This is a genomic window from Labrys sp. WJW, from assembly GCF_001676615.1.
Lineage (GTDB): Bacteria > Pseudomonadota > Alphaproteobacteria > Rhizobiales > Labraceae > Labrys > Labrys sedimenti.
Window position 1 is genome coordinate 1 of record NZ_LYXZ01000052.1, and the last position, 16,185, is coordinate 16,185.

14 protein-coding genes are annotated in these 16,185 nt (G+C 65.2%); 4 read left to right on the forward strand and 10 right to left on the reverse strand.

Translation table 11 applies throughout. The features are described from left to right. Nucleotides 1–101 precede the first annotated feature (101 nt). Nucleotides 102–2,819: a DNA translocase FtsK gene (locus tag BA190_RS27110; RefSeq protein ID WP_068295465.1), complete on the reverse strand. Its 2,718-nt coding sequence runs from the start codon at nucleotides 2,817–2,819 to the stop codon at nucleotides 102–104. 413 nt (nucleotides 2,820–3,232) lie between these two features. Next, nucleotides 3,233–4,777: a glucan biosynthesis protein gene (locus BA190_RS27115; protein WP_068295432.1), complete on the reverse strand. Its 1,545-nt coding sequence runs from the start codon at nucleotides 4,775–4,777 to the stop codon at nucleotides 3,233–3,235. Nucleotides 4,778–5,103: 326 nt separating this feature from the next. Between BA190_RS27115 and nhaA the strand changes: the two genes are divergently transcribed. The 3 genes from nhaA (at nucleotide 5,104) to BA190_RS27130 (ending at nucleotide 8,473) form a co-directional block, all read left to right on the forward strand. Beyond that, nucleotides 5,104–6,267 (forward strand): Na+/H+ antiporter NhaA, encoded by a 1,164-nt coding sequence (gene nhaA / locus BA190_RS27120; protein WP_068295435.1) that lies wholly within the window; start codon nucleotides 5,104–5,106, stop codon nucleotides 6,265–6,267. A 102-nt stretch (nucleotides 6,268–6,369) separates the two neighbouring features. Next, complete coding sequence (locus BA190_RS27125) at nucleotides 6,370–7,404, forward strand: aspartate-semialdehyde dehydrogenase (protein WP_068295440.1); 1,035 nt, start codon at nucleotides 6,370–6,372, stop codon at nucleotides 7,402–7,404. A 166-nt stretch (nucleotides 7,405–7,570) separates the two neighbouring features. After that, nucleotides 7,571–8,473 (forward strand): DMT family transporter, encoded by a 903-nt coding sequence (locus tag BA190_RS27130; protein ID WP_068295443.1) that lies wholly within the window; start codon nucleotides 7,571–7,573, stop codon nucleotides 8,471–8,473. A 20-nt stretch (nucleotides 8,474–8,493) separates the two neighbouring features. Here the strand turns inward: BA190_RS27130 and BA190_RS27135 are convergent, their stop codons facing one another. The 7 genes from BA190_RS27135 to BA190_RS27165 all read right to left on the reverse strand — a co-directional run bounded on the left by BA190_RS27135 (nucleotide 8,494) and on the right by BA190_RS27165 (nucleotide 13,743). Further along, the gene (locus BA190_RS27135; protein ID WP_068295446.1) at nucleotides 8,494–9,033 is read right to left on the reverse strand and encodes a YbhB/YbcL family Raf kinase inhibitor-like protein; all 540 of its coding nucleotides are present in this window, start codon (nucleotides 9,031–9,033) and stop codon (nucleotides 8,494–8,496) included. 34 nt (nucleotides 9,034–9,067) lie between these two features. Beyond that, entirely contained in the window at nucleotides 9,068–9,961 is an 894-nt protein-coding gene (locus BA190_RS27140; protein WP_082980064.1) for an AraC family transcriptional regulator, read from the reverse strand. A 67-nt stretch (nucleotides 9,962–10,028) separates the two neighbouring features. Further along, nucleotides 10,029–10,661: a class I SAM-dependent methyltransferase gene (locus BA190_RS27145; protein WP_068295450.1), complete on the reverse strand. Its 633-nt coding sequence runs from the start codon at nucleotides 10,659–10,661 to the stop codon at nucleotides 10,029–10,031. 4 nt (nucleotides 10,662–10,665) lie between these two features. Then, nucleotides 10,666–10,965 (reverse strand): hypothetical protein, encoded by a 300-nt coding sequence (locus BA190_RS27150; protein ID WP_068295453.1) that lies wholly within the window; start codon nucleotides 10,963–10,965, stop codon nucleotides 10,666–10,668. A 28-nt stretch (nucleotides 10,966–10,993) separates the two neighbouring features. Then, nucleotides 10,994–11,392, reverse strand: a complete 399-nt coding sequence (locus BA190_RS27155; RefSeq protein ID WP_068295456.1) for a VOC family protein — start codon at nucleotides 11,390–11,392, stop codon at nucleotides 10,994–10,996. Nucleotides 11,393–11,395: 3 nt separating this feature from the next. Further along, entirely contained in the window at nucleotides 11,396–12,544 is a 1,149-nt protein-coding gene (proB, locus tag BA190_RS27160; protein ID WP_068295460.1) for a glutamate 5-kinase, read from the reverse strand. Nucleotides 12,545–12,711: 167 nt separating this feature from the next. Beyond that, nucleotides 12,712–13,743, reverse strand: coding sequence for a DUF4424 family protein (locus BA190_RS27165; RefSeq protein ID WP_068295463.1), 1,032 nt, complete (start codon nucleotides 13,741–13,743; stop codon nucleotides 12,712–12,714). Nucleotides 13,744–14,051: 308 nt separating this feature from the next. On the opposite strand from BA190_RS27165, the gene BA190_RS27170 reads away from it, so the two are divergent. After that, the gene (locus BA190_RS27170; protein ID WP_082980066.1) at nucleotides 14,052–14,783 is read left to right on the forward strand and encodes a FadR/GntR family transcriptional regulator; all 732 of its coding nucleotides are present in this window, start codon (nucleotides 14,052–14,054) and stop codon (nucleotides 14,781–14,783) included. An 85-nt stretch (nucleotides 14,784–14,868) separates the two neighbouring features. Here the strand turns inward: BA190_RS27170 and BA190_RS27175 are convergent. Further along, a partial coding sequence (locus BA190_RS27175; protein WP_202908529.1) for a murein L,D-transpeptidase occupies nucleotides 14,869–16,185 on the reverse strand: 1,317 nt, incomplete at its 5' end.

Genomic DNA, 16,185 nt, shown 5'->3' on the forward strand with positions numbered 1-16,185 from the left:
TCATCGCCTTGGCCCGAAAGATCCTCATCACTCTCAATGCAATCTTGCGCGATCAGGCCCCGTTCAAGGCCTGACACTCGCTCAACTACAGTTGCCGGCCCCTATTCCTCGTCCTCCTGGCTTTCCTCCTCGCCATTCCTGACGTCGCGGCTGTAGACCAGGATCTCGCGCTTGCCGGCGTGGTTGGCCGGGCCGACGATGCCTTCCTTCTCCATGCGCTCCACCAGCGAGGCGGCGCGGTTGTAGCCGATCTGCAGGCGGCGCTGGATGTAGGAGGTCGAGCACTTCTTGTCGCGCATCACCACCTTGAGCGCCTGGTCGTAGAGGTCGCCGCCATCCTCGGAGCCCATCGCCGTCTTGTCGAACACGGCGCCGTCGGCGGCCTCGTCGTCGCCGCCCTCGTCCTCATCCGCCGTGATGGCGTCGAGATAATCGGGCCGACCCTGGGCCTTGAGATGGGTGACCACCTTCTCCACCTCCTCGTCGGAGACGAAGGGGCCGTGCACGCGCGAGATGCGCCCGCCGCCGGCCATGTGCAGCATGTCGCCCTGGCCGAGCAGCTGCTCGGCGCCCTGCTCGCCCAGGATGGTGCGGCTGTCGATCTTGGTGGTGAGCTGGAACGAGATGCGGGTGGGGAAGTTGGCCTTGATCGTGCCGGTGATGACGTCGACCGAGGGACGCTGAGTCGCCATGATCAGATGGATGCCGGCGGCACGCGCCATCTGGGCCAGGCGCTGGATCGGCCCTTCGACGTTCTTGCCTTCCTGGATCATCAGGTCGGCCATTTCGTCGACGATGATGACGATGTAGGGCACCGGCGAGAGATCCATCTCCTCCTGCTCGTAGAGGGCCTGGCCGGTCTCCTTGTCGAAGCCGGTCTGCACGGTGCGCATCACCGTCTCGCCCTTGGCCATGGCCTCGGCGGCACGCTGGTTGTAGCCGTCGATGTTGCGCACGCCGAGCTTGGCCATCTTCTTGTAGCGCTCTTCCATCTCGCGCACCGCCCATTTGAGCGCGAGCACCACCTTCTTCATATCGGTGACGACGGGCGCCAAAAGGTGCGGGATGCCGTCATAGATGGAGAGCTCGAGCATCTTGGGGTCGACCATGATCATGCGGCACTCCTCCGGCCTCAGCCGGTAGAGCAGCGACAGGATCATGGTGTTGATGGCGACCGACTTGCCCGAGCCGGTGGTGCCGGCCACGAGCAGATGCGGCATCTTCTCCAGCTGTGCCATCACCGGCTCGCCGCCGATGGTCTTGCCCAGCGCCAGCGCCAGCTTGAACTTCGACTTCTCGAAATCCTCCGAGGCCAGAAGCTCGCGGAAATACACCATTTCGCGCTTGGAATTGGGCAGCTCGATGCCGATGACGTTGCGGCCGGGCACCACGGCGACGCGGGCCGACAGCGCCGACATCGAGCGGGCGATGTCGTCGGCGAGGCCGATGACGCGCGCGGCCTTGATACCGGCGGCGGGCTCCAGTTCGTAGAGCGTCACCACCGGGCCGGGGCGCACATTGATGATCTCGCCGCGCACGCCGAAATCTTCCAGCACGCCTTCGAGCAGGCGGGCGTTCTGTTCGAGCGCCTCCTGGGAGACACCGATGCCAGCCTGCTTGCGCGGCTCGGTCAAAAGGGAGAGCGGCGGCAGCTCGTAGCGATGCTCGAAGGGGAAATCCGGCTCGCTCTCGCGCAGGAGGCGCTTGCCCGGTTTCACAGCCGCGCTCGGCTGGGCCACCCGCGTGGTGGTGATGGCGGGCTCGACGCGGCGCGCGGCTTCCTCGGCGCTGATCAGCGGCCGGCGCGGCGGTGGCATCGGCGGCAGTTCGTCCTCATCGTCATAGGGCGTATAGGCCGGCTGGCTGCCGGAATATTGATCGATGGCCTCCGGCAGTTCCTCGCCGTCGAGTGAAACCGCCTCATGCGGACGCCGGGCGTCGGCGCGCGGAGCGGTGCGCGGCGTGAAGGCCGGCTCGCGGCGGGCGGGCTCGGCCTGCGCCGAAACGGGACGGGCGATCAGATGGGCAGCCGCCTTGACGCGGGCGAAGAGGTCGGAGATGCCGCCGGGCCGGTACATCGGCGGTTCGCGGCCGTCGCGTTCGTAGCGCTGGCGTTCGATCCGGCTCGGCGTGACCTTGACGCGCTTGCGGAAGAGCGCGCTCTTGGCCATCAGCCCCCAATGCATCAGGGCGCCGAGCACGGCGGAACGCTCGTCCTCCTCGTCCTCCTCCTCGCTCATGCGGCGCGGCTGGCCGCGGATGCGCATCGGCATCTCAGGCGCCGGACGCTCCTCTTCGCGATATTGGAAGAAGAAGCCGGAGGCGATGGCCAGGGTGAAAAAAGCACCGAAACCAAGTGCCAGCGTCAGCACGGCCTGGCCGATCACCGACTTGCCGGCGAAGAACAGCGGCGTGAACAGATAGAAGACCCAGTCGCCGACCGCACCGCCCAGGCCCGTGGGCAGCGGCCAATGCGCGGTGACCGGCAGGCCCGACAAGCAGCCGGCCGCCAGGAGAACGCCCACGACGAGGCAGATCAGGCGCATGCGCTGGGAATCGAAGGCCTTGTGTGCCAGCAGGCGCCAGCCCAGGAAGGCGAGCGGCGCCAGCAGCGCAATCGAGGCGATGCCGAACATCTGGGTAAGGAAATCGGCGGTAACGGCACCGGAAAAGCCGAGCCAGTTGCGGATCGGCAGGGCACCGCCGACATGGTTGTAGCTGGCATCCTGCACCGACCAGGTCGCCAATGCGATGGCGGCCAGGCCCGTGAAGCCGATCAGCGCCATGCCGAGCAGTTCGTTCAGCCTGCGCGTCAGCATGCTCTTCAGTTCGTCGGGAAGAGCGTAGCTTTGTGCAAAGCCGCGTCGCATGGTCCGCATTGCCGTAAACCTCAAAGTTGCAAGGTGCGGCAATCCGGATCGGATCGAGACGTCCTTTCGGAAATCTGACGGGAACGCAACACCAATAGCCCAGGCTCACGCTAGGCAAGGCGGGTTAAGGGCCGGTTTATGGCAGACGAGAGCTGATTTCCGGGTGCACGGACGTCCCGTCCGTCGCTTTTCTGGCAATACGCAGCGTTTCCAGGAGCGGACGAGACGTCCGCGCACCCGGGACATGGCCTCGTCTTCGCAGCTTCGGGATCGGAAGTTACGGGGATGGTTTATGCCCCGTAAATTCGACGCGCTTCCCCTGGAGCGCGGGCATGTCGCTGCGATGTCCGCGCTCCAATCCCTCACACCGGCTGGGCCGAGTCGAGCCGGTAGGTCCAGGTCTCCGTCAGCGTCTCCGTGCCCAGGCGCAGGAAGGCCCTGAGGTCGATGTCCTCGCCGGGCGGCGGCTCGGCATCGAAACTCGCCCGCACCCCATTGATGGCCGGATTGGCCACCACCGAGGGAGCGGACACCGTGCCGTTCGAGCCCCAGATCACCAGTTCGATCTTGCTGACGTCGAGGGCGACGTCCTTCAGCCGGTCGCCGACGAAATCGATCAGGAAGCGGGTGACGCTGGGCTTGCCGGCAGTGGTGGCTGCGGCGTTGTGGGTTTCGAACGTGGCATAGGCCTGGCCGCCCTGATGCAGCGGACCAGCAACGGCATGGATGACATAGGAAATCTGCGTCTCGCTGCCCGCCTTGGGCTGGATGTCCGGCACCCAGGTGGCAACGACATTGTCGTCGGTCTCGGCGTTTGAATGCAGTTCCACCAGCACCACGCGCCCTTGTCCGAGTCGGCTCTTCATCTCGACCCAATAACCGGGGCGCTTGTCGTAGAGAGCCTCCAGATCCTGATAGCTGCCGAAGGCGCGGTCGCGCTGGAGGAGACCAAAACCCTTGATGTCCTTGGAAAAGAAATTGGCGACGGAATTGCGCGTGGGGTTGCGCAACGGGCGCCACAGCCATTCCCCGCCTTCGGACTGGATGGCCAGGCCGTCGGAATCATGCACTTCGGGACGGAAGTCCCGCGGGCGATTGAGGGTATTCTCGCCATAGAGGAACATCGAGGTCAGCGGCGCCAGGCCCATCTCCTTGAGATCCTTGCGCGCGAAGAGCGTGGCCTGCACCGCGACATCATCACCCGTGCCCGGCTCGAACGCGAAACGATAGGCGCCGGTGACGGAGGGGCCGTCGAGCAGGGCGTGCACGGCGATGCTGCCCTGGCCGGCCTGCGGTGTCTCGACCCAGAATTCGACGAAGTCGGGAAATTCCTCGCCCGGGCCGCCCGACCCCAGCGAGAGCCCGCGCGCCGAGAGGCCGTAATGCTGCCCCTTGCCAAGGAAGCGGAAATAGCTGGCCCCCAGGAAGGCGGCGAGCTCGTCCATCTTGCCGCTGTGATTGAGCGGATAGAGCAAGCGTATGCCGGCAAAGCCCAGCGAGGTCGGCAGGCCCTGCGGCGGGCCCCTGTCGCCGAAATCGAACAAATCGGGCGAATAGAACAGCGGCTTGACGGCGCCGTCGGCCACCAGATTCACCTTGGCCTGGTGCTTGAAGATGCTGCCGCGATGGAAGAGCTGCAGGCCGAAATTCGAGCCGCCGTCGCGCAGCAGGGTACGATCGGTGCGGAAATTGATGCGACGGAAATCGTCATAGCTGAGCTGGCTCAGGCTTTCGGGCAGGGCATCGCCGGGACCGACATAGGGCTTGGCCGCCAGTTCTCTCGCCTTGGCGATCACCGTCTCCGGGCCGAAGGTATCCGTGGCCGCGAGGGCACCACCCCATCCGGTCGCCAGGCTCGCACAGGCCGTTCCGGCCAGTTGCAGGGCGGCACGTCTGGTCAGATCCATGTCAAAACATTCCCATTTCAAGGCCGGAACACCAGCGAAGGCATTCGCGTCCGCAATTTTACGTTGCGGCAATTGGGCCCTGCCAAAATGGCTGGAATTTGTTGCAAAAATGACGTGGCGGGGGTGCTGTTCCCCGCGGATCACAGGCATTCTTTGCCGAATAGGGCGCAGAGATGCGGTGTGCCGGTCTTCAGAGCGGCATGTCCAACCTTCCCGAAAACGCTGTCAATTGCAGCGGGTTTTTTCTACCCTTCCAGGACACCCCGACGATCCCTGGGAAATGCGCAGCCTGAGACGGGTTTCCCCAACCGCAAGGACCCCGATTCATGTCTCAGACCGGCCGCCCATCCTTTCTCAGGAGCTTCCTCGCCACCGAGGCTGCCGGCGGCATCATCCTGATGGCGGTGGCGGCGCTCGCCCTGATCGTGGCCAATTCCCCGCTCGGCGAAGCCTATTTCCATACGCTCCACCTCTACATCGGTGGTCTCAGCCTGCTGCACTGGATCAATGACGGGCTGATGGCGCTGTTCTTCCTGCTGGTCGGCCTGGAGATCAAGCGCGAGGTGCTGGACGGACAGTTGTCGAGCTGGCCGCGCCGGGCCCTGCCGGGCATCGCCGCTGTCGGCGGCATGGTGGTGCCGGCCCTGATCTTCGTGGCGGTCAACTGGCGGACGGAGGGCACGCTGCAGGGCTGGGCCATTCCCTCGGCCACCGACATCGCCTTCGCCCTCGGCGTGCTGGCCCTGCTCGGCCCACGCGTACCGGCTTCGCTGAAAGTCTTCCTCACCGCTCTCGCCATCATCGACGATCTCGGCGCGGTGGTGATCATTGCCCTGTTCTATACCGCCTCCCTGAACATCTGGATGCTCAACGGCGCGTTCGTCGTCCTGGTGGTGCTTTCCCTCATGAACCGGCGCGGTGTCACCTTCCTGCCGGCCTATCTGGCACTCGGCGTGGTGTTGTGGGTGCTGACCTATCTGTCCGGCGTGCATGCCACGCTGGCCGGCGTGGCGCTTGCCTTCACCATCCCGCTGCGCCGCGAGGGCGGGCATGAGCATGACCACACGCCGCTGCACAAGCTCGAGCACGGCCTCCACCCCTGGGTCACCTATCTGGTCGTGCCGATCTTTGGTTTCGCCAATGCCGGCGTCGCCCTCGGCGGCCTGTCGCTCGGCAATCTCGTCGACCCCGTCACGCTCGGGGTGACGCTCGGCCTGTTCGTCGGCAAGCAGATCGGCGTCTTTGCCTTCGCGGCCCTCGCCATCCGAGCCAATTGGGCCGAATTGCCGGCCAATGCCAATTGGCGCCATCTCTACGGCGTGGCGCTGCTCTGCGGCATCGGCTTCACCATGAGCCTGTTCATCGGCGGCCTCGCCTACGCCAATGCCCCGAACTTGCTCGACGAGACCAAGATCGGCGTGCTGCTCGGCTCCATCCTTTCGGCCATATTCGGCGCAATCTTGCTGCGAACCACCAGGCCGGAACACTAAACGTTCAATTGCATGCGGCGGCGCACAATGATATTCCAGCGCGCCGTCCCCATATGGGAACCGGTTGTACATCCGACAATTCACGGAGAAGGACTTAAGACAGTGGGTTACAAGGTCGCCGTCGTGGGCGCCACAGGCAATGTGGGCCGCGAGATGCTGAACATTCTGGCCGAGCGGGCGTTCCCCGCCGATGAAGTGGTTGCTCTGGCTTCGCGCCGCAGCCTGGGCACGGAAGTTTCGTATGGCGACAAAACGCTGAAAACGCGGGACTTGGCCACTTATGACTTCTCCGACACCGACATCGCGCTGATGTCGGCCGGCGGTGACGTATCCAAGGAATGGTCGCCGAAGATCGGCGCTCAGGGTTGCGTCGTCATCGACAATTCCTCGGCCTGGCGCTACGACGCCGACGTGCCGCTGATCGTTCCGGAAGTGAACGCCGATGCGGTCGCCGGCTTCTCGAAGAAGAACATCATCGCCAACCCGAACTGCTCCACCGCCCAGCTCGTGGTGGCGCTGAAGCCGCTGCATGAGCGCTTCGGCATCAAGCGCGTCGTCGTCGCCACCTACCAGTCGGTCTCCGGCGCGGGCAAGGAAGGCCTCGACGAACTCTTCGCCCAGACCAAGGCCATCTATGTCAACGATGCGGTCGAGCCGAAGAAGTTTCCCAAGCGCATCGCCTTCAACGTGATCCCGCACATCGATGTCTTCATGGAGGACGGGTACACGAAGGAAGAGTGGAAGATGGTGGCCGAGACCAAGAAGATCCTCGACCCCAAGATCAAGCTGACCGCGACCTGCGTGCGCGTGCCGGTGTTCATTTCCCATTCGGAAGCGGTGAACATCGAGTTCGAGAAGCCGGTGACGGCCGACGAAGCCCGCGAGATCCTGCGTTCGGCGCCGGGCTGCCTGGTGATCGACAAGCGCGAGCCCGGCGGCTACATCACGCCCTACGAGGCTTCGGGCGAGGATGCCACCTATATCTCCCGCATCCGCGAGGACATCACGGTGGAGAACGGCCTGGACATGTGGGTTGTCTCCGACAATCTGCGCAAGGGTGCCGCGCTCAACGCCATCCAGATCGCCGAGGTGCTGATCAACCGCAAGCTTCTCCCAGCCAAGAAGAAGGCGGCCTGAAGGTCTGACGTTTGAAAGCCGCCGTTCGGGCAACCGGACGGCGGCTTTTGTTTTTTGAGCAAAGTGCGATTTCTCCGAATCGCACTTCTTCTCTACGTTTTTATTTTGACGCGTTTTCTTGATCGAAAAGTCTGTCAACTTTTTCGGAAAACGCTTTTGAGCTCCCATGTCCAGCGCCGATTCCGCCGTTCACCGTCCCGCCCTGCCGTCCTCCGTGCTGGCGGCCCTGTTCGTGCCTTTGTGGTCGACAGGCTTCGTCACGGCGCGGCTGGTGGCCCCTCATGCCGAGCCGCTGACCTTTCTCGGCCTGCGCTTCGTGGCGGCCGGCGTTCTGCTCGGGCTCTATGCGCTTTGGAGCGGCGCCTCCTGGCCCCAGAGCGGCCGGGCCTGGCTGGATGCGCTCGTGGCCGGCCTGCTGATCCACGGCCTCTATCTCGGCGGCGTGTTCTGGGCCGTTTCACATGGCCTGCCCTCGGGCATATCGGCGCTCATCGCCGGCCTGCAGCCCCTGCTCACCGGTCTCCTCTCCAAGCCGCTGCTCGGGGAGGAGGTCTCGCGCCGGCGGGCACTCGGCATCGTCATCGGCGCGGCCGGCGCCGGGCTGACCCTCATCCCCAAGCTCGGCGCGACCGGGGACGGCGGCATCCCGCTTGTGCCTCTCCTGGTCTGCCTGGCGGGCATGATGGCGATCACGCTCGGCACCATCTGGCAGAAGCGGCGCGGGCGCGGCGCCGACCTCGCCACCAACACAGCCGTGCAATATGCTGGTGCGATGGTGCCGATCCTCATCGGCGGCCTCCTCACCGAAAGCGGCCATTTCGATTGGGCCTCCGCCGCCGCCTGGACGGGCCTTGCCTGGTCCATCTTCGGCATGTCGATCGGTGCCATCCTGCTGCTGATGGTGCTGATCAAGCGCGGTGCGGTGGCCCAGGTCGCCGCCCTGCTCTATTTGGTGCCGGGCGTTTCCGCCCTGATGGCCTGGGGCATGTTCGGCGAGGGGCTCACCCCCATCCAGATCGCCGGCCTCGCTATAGCAGCGCTCGGCGTGGCGGTGGCGAACAGGGGATAGGCCGGCTGAGCAGCGCGCCCCTACTGTCCGTAGGTTGCGGTAATCGTGGCCGAGGCCAGGGCATTGGCGTGGATCGTGAAGCCGATCATCGCGCCGCTGGCATCGGCAGGCAGGTCGAGCCTGGGCACCTTCAGCGCGGTGATCGTCAGGACATAGCGATGGGCGGGGCCTGGCGGTGGGCAGGCTCCCATGAAGGCGGGCATGCCCGCATCGTTGCGCCCCTGGACCGTCCCCGATGGCAGCGCCTTGCCGTCCCCTGCCCCGGATGGCAGCAATGTCGCGGAGGCCGGGATGTCGTATACGATCCAGTGCCACCAGCCCGAGCCCGTCGGTGCATCGGGATCGTAGAGCGTCACCGCATAGCTCCTGGTGCCCTCGGGCGGATCTTTCCAGCTCAAGGCGGGCGAAACGTTTCCGCCCGAACAGCCGAAGACGTTTGCCACCTGCGCCTTGGCGAGTACAGCCCCCTCGCCGATGTCGGCGCTGGTCAATTCAAAAGCTGCGACAGGCTGAGTTGCGGTCAATCCCAGCGCCACGGCGCCGGACAGGATGTATTTCATGGTTGAGCTTCCTTCGTTCAAGGAAGCCATCCTGTCATCCCGCCACCATCGGCGCAGCGCCCGAAAGGTCATCTTTCGTGCCATTTCGATCAAACTCACGATGATGACCTCTGATTTCGCTGGGTGCAAAACCAAAGCGGCTACGAAACCGCACGGAAAAGCGGGAGGCGGAGTCATAGCCGACATCGAGGGCAATCCGTGTGATCGGCTGATCCGTCGATTGCAGCCTGTAGAGCGCCGCGGTCATGCGGACATCAATCAGCAGGTCGGTGAAGCTGGTGCCGCGCCAGGCGAGGTGGCGACGCAGGCTCGGCTCGCTCATGCCGATGGACGCGGCAACCGCAGCAGCACGCCAGGTGCCCCCTGGCTCGGCCACCAGCATCCGGCGCAGGCGCGCCACAAGATCGTTGCCGCCGCGCAGTTCGAAACGATACCCGAATCCATCCAGCCAGAGCAGTATCTCGCGCACACGCGCCGCGGCCACCGCTTCGGGCAAAGTCTCCCGCTCCGCGATAGCCCGCGCCGCAACATCGCAAGCGTGCCGGAACGCTACCGATGGATCAACAAGAACCTCGATCCTGCGCAGGGGCGGTAGATTGGCGACCCGCAGGTCCTGAAAGAGAGCCGGTGCGAAATTCAGGGCGACGGCGCGATAGGGGCCGTCGGCCGCCGGCTGGTTGATCACGTCGAAGTCGCAGCCATCGGGCACGAGCACCACCTGGCCGGCGGATGCCGTCAGTTCGACACCTTCGTTGCGGATGATCTTGCGTCCGCTTTCGACAAGTACCAGGCCAGGGCCGTCAGAAGCGAGCCTGCGGCACAGCAGCGAGGCGTGCTGCACGACCTCCGCCGCGCTGCCGATGCCCGGCCACGAACGGATCGTCCGGCCCAAGGTCAGATCGCCCGTGGAGATATCGCTTTTGCTCACCCTCTTGGCCTCGCATCAGAGCTGCGGCGACTGTCCGGGAGCGCTACCGCGAAAGGCAAGCACCACTTCAGGCAAGCCGGGCGACCCAAATCGTCGCCCCTCCGCAATCGGGATCTTCCACCACATGCGAGACGATATCAAAGCCGTTGGTTTCCAGCAGCCGGCGGTATTCCTGGGGATCCAGGCTGCCGTGGTAGAGCGGCTCGCCCTGGAAGGAGCCGATTGCTTCGCCATGCTCCGTGCCGCTGGTGAAGATCAGCACCGAATGCTGTCTCGCATGCCGACGGAAGGTCGCGAACATGCCTCGCTGGTCTGCCGGCGGGAGATGGAAGAAGCTGTTCCAGGCGATGATGCCGTCGAAGGTCTGCCCGAGTGCCAGGGTTCGCATGTCCCCGACCAGCCAGTCATGGCCCGGAAAGCGCGCCTTGCAGAGCCCGACCAGGGAGGGAGCGGCATCGAGGCCGGTCACCCGATGCCCTCGTTCGATGCAATGGCGGGCGACCGGTTCACCAGCTCCGCAGCCGATATCGAGGATCGACGCCGGCCCGGCCGGCAGAAGCGCCAGGAATCGATCGAACCAGGTCGCCTCGAGGAAATGCCGGCGCCGCAGGTCGTCCCAGGCGTCGGCATGGGCCTCATAGAGGCCCGCGACACGGTCCGCGAGGTCACCTGCTCCCTGCCCGCCCGGTGCAGGCGCCATCCCTTCAGCCGCCCTGGTAGATATAGTAGCGTACGCCGTTGCCCGGATCGACGAAGCTGGTCCTGGTGCGGTCGCGCACCTTCTGCCCCGCCGTGAAGCGGCGGCAGCGTCCATCCGCCATGTGGTTGTCGAACTCGCGCTGGAATTGTTCACCGGAGGCATGCAGCGCGCCGACATGCTGCTGCGTGCGGCAAGCCACGATGGGCCGCTCCAGCGCCCGTGTCACCGACTCCACCTTCGGCGGCGTGGTGGAGCAGGCGCCCAGCATGGCGAGCGGGGCAAAGAGCGTGCACAGACGGAGCATCGGAGATCCTTGAGCGAATGGAGGCCTATCACTCCACGAACGCATCATGGCAACACACGCAAAGCTTGTTGCCGTCGGGATCGCGGAAATAGGCGCCGTAATAGTGGTCATGATACTCGGGCCGTAGTCCAGGCGCACCCTCGTCCGTACCACCATGGTTAAGGGCTGCTTGCCAGGCTCGCGCCACGGCGGACCGGTCGGCGGCCAAAAGGGCGATCATCGGACCGTTGCCGGGCGTCGGAGCCTGCCCGTCGAAGGGCCGGCCGATCAGGAAGATCGGGCGTGGAACACCAGGCCTGACCCAACCCGCCCACGGCCGTTCATCCTCGCGAAAGCGCAGGACCAGCCCGAGTTCCCCGAACACAGCCTCGTAGAAGCGGAAGGCCCTGTCGAAATCGCCGACGCCGATGAAAGCGTGCGAGATCACCGCCTATTCCACCGTCACGGTGCTGAGGTCCTCGAAACGGCTGAACAGGGCCAAGTCGTCGCGGTGGATCATCTCGCTGGGGCCGGCCCAGCCGAGAATGTCCTCGATGCTGCGGCTCTTCTTGCCGGCAATCTGCGCCGCCTCGCCGATGTCGTAGGCCACCAGGCCGCGGCCGATCTCGGCGCCGGAGGGATCGCGGATGATCACCGCGTCCCCCTGCGAGAAGGTGCCCTCCACACGCTTCACCCCTGCCGGCAGCAGGCTGGCGCCGCCTCGCAACGCCTTGGCGGCGCCGGCATCCACATGCAGCGTGCCCCGCGGTTCGAGATGACCGACGATCCACTTCTTGCGGGCGGTGACCGGATTGGAAGGGGTGAGGAACCAGGTGCAGGGCCCGCCTTCCTCGATGCGCAGCAGGGGCGAATCCACCTTGCCCGAGGCGATCACCATGGTGGTACCGCCGCCGACCGCGATCTTGGCCGCCTCGACCTTGGTGCGCATGCCCCCGCGCGAGAGCTCGGAGCCGGCATCGCCGGCCACGCCCTCGATCGCGGCGGTGATACGCTGCACCACCGGGATCAGGGTGGCGGCAGGGTCGAGATGCGGCGGGGCGGTATAGAGGCCGTCGATGTCGGAGAGCAGCACCAGACAATCCGCCCCGGCCATGGTGGCGACGCGGGCCGCCAGCCGGTCATTATCGCCATAGCGGATCTCGGTGGTGGCGACGGTGTCGTTCTCGTTCACTACCGGCACGCAGTTCATTTCCAGGAGCTTGTCGATGGTGCGCCGGGCGTTGAGATAGCGCTTGCGCTCCTCGGTATCGCCGAGCGTGACCAGGATCTGGGCCGCCGTCAGGCCCTGCGCGCTCAAGGTCTCGGCCCAGGCCTGCGCCAGGCCGACCTGGCCGACGGCCGCCGCCGCCTGGCTCGATTCCAGCGCCAACGGGCCCTTGGGCAGGTGCAGGAGCGTGCGCCCCAAGGCGATAGCGCCTGAGGAGACCACGATCACCTCGGCACCGCGCTGGGTGTGACGGGCGAGATCGGCGACCAGGGAAGCCAGCCAGTCGCGGCGCAACTTCCCCTTGGCCTGGTCGACCAGCAGGGAGGAGCCGATCTTGACGACGATGCGACGGAAGGAACTGAGTTCGGGCATGGCGAGACGGAGCTGAAGCGTGATGGGAGGCGCGGTGGCAAGGCCATCGTACCGGTCAACACGGCCTAATGCGGCCAACGCCGTTCGACAAGCGCAAACACGAAGCAGCGGTGGCAGATCGGAGCCGGCAGGGCGTTCCCGGCTGGCGCCCGTCCCGCCAGGTCACATCACTTCTGCTCCTCGCTCACCAGCAGCAGCACCTTGATGTCGGTCTTGGGCACGTAGTTCTTCACCACCATCTCGAAGGTGGTCGGGCCGATCTTCTTCACGCCTTCGCCACAGAAGGACACCAGCGTCTTGGGATCGCCCTTGTCGACCACCAGGCGGAAATCGCCGATCGGGCCAGCCCAGTTGCCGCCCGAGGTGATGACATAGGCCAGATATTGTTCGTAGCTGACGAAGGTCTTGCCCTCATCGGCCGCAGCGCGCTTGCGCAAGGCCGCCGCCGCCTTTGTGAAGGCCGCATCGGTGCAGAAATCCTTCTCATAGGACTTGCGCTGCTTGGCATCGAGATCCGGCGAGCCGAATACCAGAGACGAGACGCCGCCATGGCTGGGCACGTAGTCCTGCTGGACGATCACGTCCTTGCCGGCCGGGAACACCTGCTTGCGCCAGAATTTCGAGCGCAGGGTCCAGGATGGGTAGTAGACTTGGCGCTCGCCCTTGTCGTCATTGTAGCTGTCTTTGTAGACGATGCCTGCATCGACGAGCGCCTTGCGATCAGCTTCGCTGAGGGCATTGATGGCTTTCTCCGTCGCCTCCACGGTCGGCAGCAGCGGAAGCTTGAGCGCCTTCAGCCTGTCGGTGATCTCGACATCGGGCTTGCCTTCCTCCAGCAGGAAGACACGCTGCTCCACCTGCGAGTCGACCGGCTTGCCGTCGACCTTGGTGGTGAATTTCAGGAAATTGTCGCTGGTAGGATCCGGAATGTCGGTAATGCCGGCCGGTCCCTGCCCGGAGATATCGGGCATCGGAAAGGCCACCAGGGCCTCGTAGTCGGCATTGGTGAGATTGCGGAAACGGTAGCTGATCTTCACTGCCTTGATGGACAGATAAAGGTCCTCCGAGACGAGAGCGATCTTGTCCGTCTTGGTGAGCACGAGCCCGCCCGCATCGAGGGAGGCCAGGGTGTCGTCGGCCCGCGCGGGCGATGCCAGCAGGGCGGCAAGAACGGCAATGGCCGGGATGAAACGGGGCACGAACGACTCCTCACAACAACATGAAACAAGCGCGGCGAGCATATAGGTGTCGCCTCCCCGAACACAACGTCACTACATGGCTAAGCGGAGTGTTCGCGCGTGGCAATCGCGATCGCAGCCCAGATCCGAACCCTTCTATTCTTTGCGACTCTATCTTGTGGCTAAGCTCATCGGGGCGATCTTAGGGCTTGGCGGTATGGTAGGAGGAATGCAACAAATAGATCAGGGAACATGAAACGTCGGCTTTGGCGGACAATCAAACCAACGGATCGCGCAAAGCCTGTTTCGGATAAAACAAGGGGTCGTCCATGGCACGCAGCGCAAGCCGCTCTCGTTCCGGTGCAGCACAAACCCGCCACAGCCAGGCGGCAGCGCTGATCGGCCAGCGCATCGTTGCCGGGGAATGGGCGGTCGGCATGGCACTGCCGACGGAGGCCGACCTCTCGCGCGAGCTCGACGTCTCCCGCGCCTCGCTGCGCGAGGCCATCAAGCTCCTGGCCGGCAAGGGCCTGCTCTCCTCCACCCCGCGCCGCGGCACCATCGTGCAGCCCCATGCCAATTGGAACCGGCTCGACGTCGACGTGCTGGTCTGGCAGACCTCTGGCGGCGCCACCAAGAGCTTCGTCAAGGACCTATTCGAGCTGCGCCGGATGATCGAGCCGGAGGCCGCGGCCCTCGCCGCGCTGCGCGCCACGCCGGAGCAGCGGGCCTCCATCGCCGAAACCTTCGAGGCGATGGCCAATGCCGAGGACATCCAGCTTTCCATCGACGCGGATCTCGCCTTCCACCGCGCCATCGTGCGGGCCACCAACAATGTGCTGCTGGCCGCCTTCCAGCCGGCGATCGAGGCTTCGCTCGCCGTGTCGTTCAAGGTCTCGCGCGCCGGCAATGTCCTGCTGCCCTACACGGTGCCGATGCACCGTGCGGTGGCCGAGCCGATCCTCGCCGGCGATGCCGACGGTGCGCGCAAGGCGATGCTCGCCCTGCTCGACCGCTCCGAAACGGATGCGGAAAGCGCGGCCGTCGAAGACAAGAACTGAGACAGGCAGAAAAAGATACAGCCCGTCTTCACCCTCACGGGCGAAGACGGGCTGTATCTTTTCATGGATCCGAAGATCGGCCCGATCAGTAGGGATTGACCACCTGCGCATCGGCAATGCGCGCGGCCGAACCGAAGTCGAGATTATAGATATCGGGACGGAAATGGGCGGTGCCGTCCGGCGTGACATAGGCGGTCATGTAGACCCAATGCACCGGCACACGGTCCGGAATGGCCTGGTCCTTGCGGGCACCGGTCGCGATCTCCTGGCCGACACGCTTGGCGTCCCAGCCCGAGCCAAGCAGCCAGGCGGCGAGATCGTTCACGCCCTGCACGCGCACACAGCCATGCGAGAAGAAGCGGTCGACCGAGCCGAACAGACGCTTGGACGGCGTGTCGTGCATATAGACCGAATCCGAGTTCGGCATCTGGATGCGCAGCTGGCCGAGCGAGTTGCCGGCACCATAGGCCTGACGGATGGTGTAGTTGGCGGCCTTGCCGCTCGACCAGTCAATCGTCTTGGGATCGATGGTGCGGCCCGAACCGTCGATCACCGACATCCTCTGGCGGGAGAGATAGGAAGGATCGCGCACCATATGCGGGCCGATTTCCTTCTTGATGATGGATTGCGGCACCGTCCAGGTCGGGTTGAAATTGATGGCGCTGATGGTGGCGTCCACCTCGGGCGAGGGGTTCTGCGGGCGGCCGACCACGGCGATGTAGCGGCGCGCCACCTCGCCATTCTCGATGGCCTCGACCTGGGCGCTCGGGATGTTCACCACCACATAGCGGCGGTTGAAATCGATGAAGCGGGCGCCGACGCGCTCCATGTTGTGGCCGATCTGGACCAGGCGATGCTGCACGGAAACCGCCATCTGGGCGCGGGTGCGCTCATCGATCTTGCCGGTGGCCTGCAGGCCGTAGCGCTGCTGGAAGCGGCTGACGGCGGTGGTGAGCCTGGCATCCCATTTGGGATTGTCACGCTCGGATTCCGGCAGGTCCTTCTCCATCACCAGGCGCTGGCGCAACGCCAGCACGGCACTGCCCGTGGCGCCCTGGGACAGGCCGGCGGGCGGGGCAGCGGGGAACCCGCCATTGCGGGCGATCTGGGCATAATATTGCGACAGGCCATTGAGACGGTCGAGCGAGCCGGCATCGAAGGTCGGCATCGAAGACCAGGGCGTGGCCGGGATCTTGATCGGCGTCGAGGCGGCATAGGAAGGCCCGGCCGGAACCGGCTTCTTGGCGACCTTGGGCTTGGCCGGCGCGGCGGCAGGCGCCGCGGGTGCGGCATTGTCGGCTGCTGCGGGGGCCGTCGGAGCCGCGGGAGCGGCAGGTGCCGAGGCATCGGGAGCTGCGACCGTCGCCGCCGGTGCGGGAGCGGCGGGTTCGGGAGCAGCCTG